Origin of the sequence: Bradyrhizobium sp. (assembly GCF_035570375.1) — a bacterium.
Lineage (GTDB): Bacteria > Pseudomonadota > Alphaproteobacteria > Rhizobiales > Xanthobacteraceae > Bradyrhizobium.
In genome coordinates this window covers 1-3,386 of sequence record NZ_DATMLW010000136.1, presented here as the reverse complement: position 1 = coordinate 3,386, position 3,386 = coordinate 1, and the positions used below count along the sequence as shown (strand labels likewise).

The 3,386-nt window shown below is 60.8% G+C and carries 2 protein-coding genes; both read left to right on the top strand.

What is annotated here, in order from left to right; genetic code table 11:
* The first annotated feature begins 197 nt into the window (after positions 1 to 197).
* The gene (locus VNX23_RS14675; RefSeq protein WP_325631139.1) at positions 198 to 650 is read left to right on the top strand and encodes a hypothetical protein; all 453 of its coding nucleotides are present in this window, start codon (positions 198 to 200) and stop codon (positions 648 to 650) included.
* 268 nt (positions 651 to 918) lie between these two features.
* Entirely contained in the window at positions 919 to 2,619 is a 1,701-nt protein-coding gene (gene hutU, locus VNX23_RS14670; RefSeq protein WP_325631137.1) for a urocanate hydratase, read from the top strand.
* Positions 2,620 to 3,386 lie beyond the last annotated feature (767 nt).

Below are 3,386 nucleotides of genomic sequence, written 5' to 3'. Positions count from 1 at the left end.
CTCGATCCGGCCCTAAAGCCAACCAGACTAGATATTTCCGAGACGGTCCGTTGGCTAGGCTACAAACCGTCCTATAGCCTGGCGAACTTGCTATCGGAACTGGCAGCCTACGGCGACAGCGGGCCGCCGCAACCTGCCCGGGCGTAGAGGCGTATGCTCCGCGCAGCAAATCCCCTCTCGGCATTGCCCGGCCCGGCATGGCGCGGCCGTTAGCGCGAAGGCGCAGTGCCGCGGCCGCTCTGCCGGCGTGGATCCCGCCGCAGCTCACCCAGCTCGTCGAAACGGCGCCCGAAGGCGATCAATGGCTCCACGAAATCAAATTCGACGGCTACCGCATGCATGCGCGTCTCGATCATGGCGCGGTAAGATTGCTCACCCGCACCGGGCTCGACTGGACTCCTAAATATCCGGCGATCGCCAAGGCCGTGGCGGCTCTGCCCGCCACACGGGCCTATCTCGACGGCGAGCTGTGCGGCGTCTTCCCCGACGGCATCACCTCCTTCGGCATGATCCAGGCCGCGTCGGATGCGGGCAACGCGGCCGGGCTCGTGTTCTTCATCTTCGATCTTCTGCATCTAGACGGCGAAGATTTAAAGATTTCCGCTCGCGGCCCTTGTGTGAACGCAAAACGCCGCTCACCGCCTTGCTGAAGAATGCGAGCTCAACGCTGCATTACAGCGATCACCAGATCGGGCACGCGCACGCGTTCCAGGTCGCTTCCAGCACGTGCAGGAAATGGCAACGCACGAAAACCCGCGCACAACGAAGCTTTACGATCGCACCAAGGAACGGCTCAGACGGAACGAGCTGGAGAGGATAAAGCTGTGACTCTCTTTACACTGAAACGGCGGTTGACCGTGGTGACAGAGAGTGGCTCTAAGAAGAAATGGCCAGCCTAATTTTCAATGGAGATTGCCGATGAAAAGAACCGCGAATCCCGACGCCAGCCAGAAAGATCCGCGCCGGGATAACGAGCGGATTATCCGGTCGCCGCGCGGCACGGCTCTCAGCGCCAAAAGCTGGCTGACCGAAGCGCCGCTGCGCATGCTGATGAACAACCTCGATCCGGAAGTGGCCGAACGGCCAAACGAACTTGTCGTTTACGGCGGCATCGGCCGCGCCGCGCGCAACTGGGAGGCGTTCGACTGCATTGTGGAGACTCTGCGCAAGCTGGAAGCCGATGAATCCTTGCTGATCCAATCCGGAAAGCCGGTCGGCGTCTTCCGCACGCATGCCGATGCGCCGCGGGTTTTGATCGCCAATTCAAATCTGGTGCCGCACTGGGCGACGTGGGAGCATTTCCACGAGCTCGACCGCAAGGGATTGATGATGTTCGGCCAGATGACGGCTGGATCGTGGATTTATATCGGCAGCCAGGGCATCGTGCAGGGCACCTACGAAACCTTTGTCGAGGCCGGTCGCCGCCATTACAACGGCGATCTGTCCGGGCGCTGGATTTTAACGGCGGGCCTTGGCGGAATGGGCGGCGCGCAGCCCTTGGCGGCGACGATGGCGGGCGCTTCGTGCCTTGCCATCGAATGCCAGCCGAGCCGCATCGAGAAGCGGCTCAAGACCGGGTATCTCGACCGCATGACCGCAAACCTCGACGAGGCGCTGGCGATCATCGAGCAATCCTGCCGCGAGAAAAAGCCGGTTTCGGTCGGCCTGCCCGGCAATGCCGCCGAAATTCTGCCCGAACTGGTGCGCCGGGGCGTGAAGCCCGACCTGCTCACCGATCAAACCTCGGCGCACGATCTTCAGAACGGCTATTTGCCGAAGGACTGGACCCTTGAGCAATGGGAAGACAGCCGCGAGCGCAACCCGCAGGCGCTGGAGCGCGCGGCGCGGGATTCGATCACCGAACATGTGCAGGCGATGCTGGCCTTCAAGAAAATGGGTGTGCCGACCTTCGATTATGGCAACAACATCCGGCAGGTGGCGAAGGATGAAGGCGTAACACATGCGTTCGATTTTCCCGGTTTCGTCCCCGCCTACATCCGCCCCCTGTTCTGCCGGGGCATCGGGCCGTTCCGCTGGGTCGCGCTGTCGGGCGACCCCGAAGATATTTTCCGCACCGACGCCAAAGTGAAAGAGCTGCTGCCCGACGACAGGCACCTGCACAACTGGCTCGACATGGCGAAAAAACGCATAAAATTTCAGGGGCTACCCGCGCGCATCTGCTGGCTCGGCCTCGGCGACCGCCACCGCGTGGGGCTGGCGTTCAACGAGATGGTGGCGAAAGGAGAGCTTAAAGCGCCCATCGTTATCGGCCGCGACCATCTGGACAGCGGCTCGGTGGCGAGCCCGAACCGCGAAACGGAAGCCATGAAAGACGGCTCCGACGCCGTTTCCGACTGGCCGATGCTGAACGCGCTTTTGAATTGCGCCTCGGGCGCGACGTGGGTTTCGCTGCATCACGGCGGCGGCGTGGGCATCGGCTATTCGCAGCATGCGGGAATGGTGATCGTGTGCGACGGCACGCCGGAAGCCGCGCGGCGCATCGAGCGCGTATTATGGAACGACCCCGCCAGCGGCGTGATGCGCCACGCCGACGCCGGTTACGATGATGCCTTGGCCTGCGCGCGGGAACGCGGGCTTAATTTGGCGAGTGTAAGCTGATGCGGTAAATTGAAAGAATCGTGCTGCGCCTAAAATCAATGCGCGGCGGAAAGATACGTCGGCTATGGCAAATAAAGGTGGATGATCGATTCCCGGTACTATTTGCTATCTGGGCGATCAACTCCCGATGATGGTCGTCCAGACTTGAAAAACCCCGGTGTTCCGCGCCGGGATTTCTGATTGCCGATCCTCCGCCGCCGCGAATGATCCCATAAGTGCCGCCGCTCCTGACGCCATGAATTGAGAGCGGATGCGATATACCGTCCATATAAATCAATGTCAGATACGGAGACGCCGGCACTCGCCCCCCGGTTCCAGACCACAGGATTGCGCCTACATTGGTTCGACACCGGCGGCGAAGGATCGACACCGAGTGCGGTTCGCTGCAATCCAGTACACGATGTCAGGTCGTACGCAGCGACATCATCTGGAATCTGGATTGCGCATCGAACGTACGAGAACGCGTTTTAAAAAAATGCAGCGTCACCGAAGTTCCCTCCGTCATTGCCCTCTCTTCTGACTCTCGTCGCTATCGAAACAGGTTCTGCGCCACTGAACAAGCGACCGTCGCGGCGCGTGCTACCGCTGCCATCAACCAACGTGTTACTCTACGAGATGATATGGTGGGGAGGATCCAGAAGTGGCCGGTCCAAGCATCGAAATCAATCACAACCGCAATCGTGACGTCTCCCTGAACGACATTGTCAACGTCGCGCGCGGAGCGCCTGTTCACGTTCCAGAACAAACCTACTCGCTGCTGGCGGACC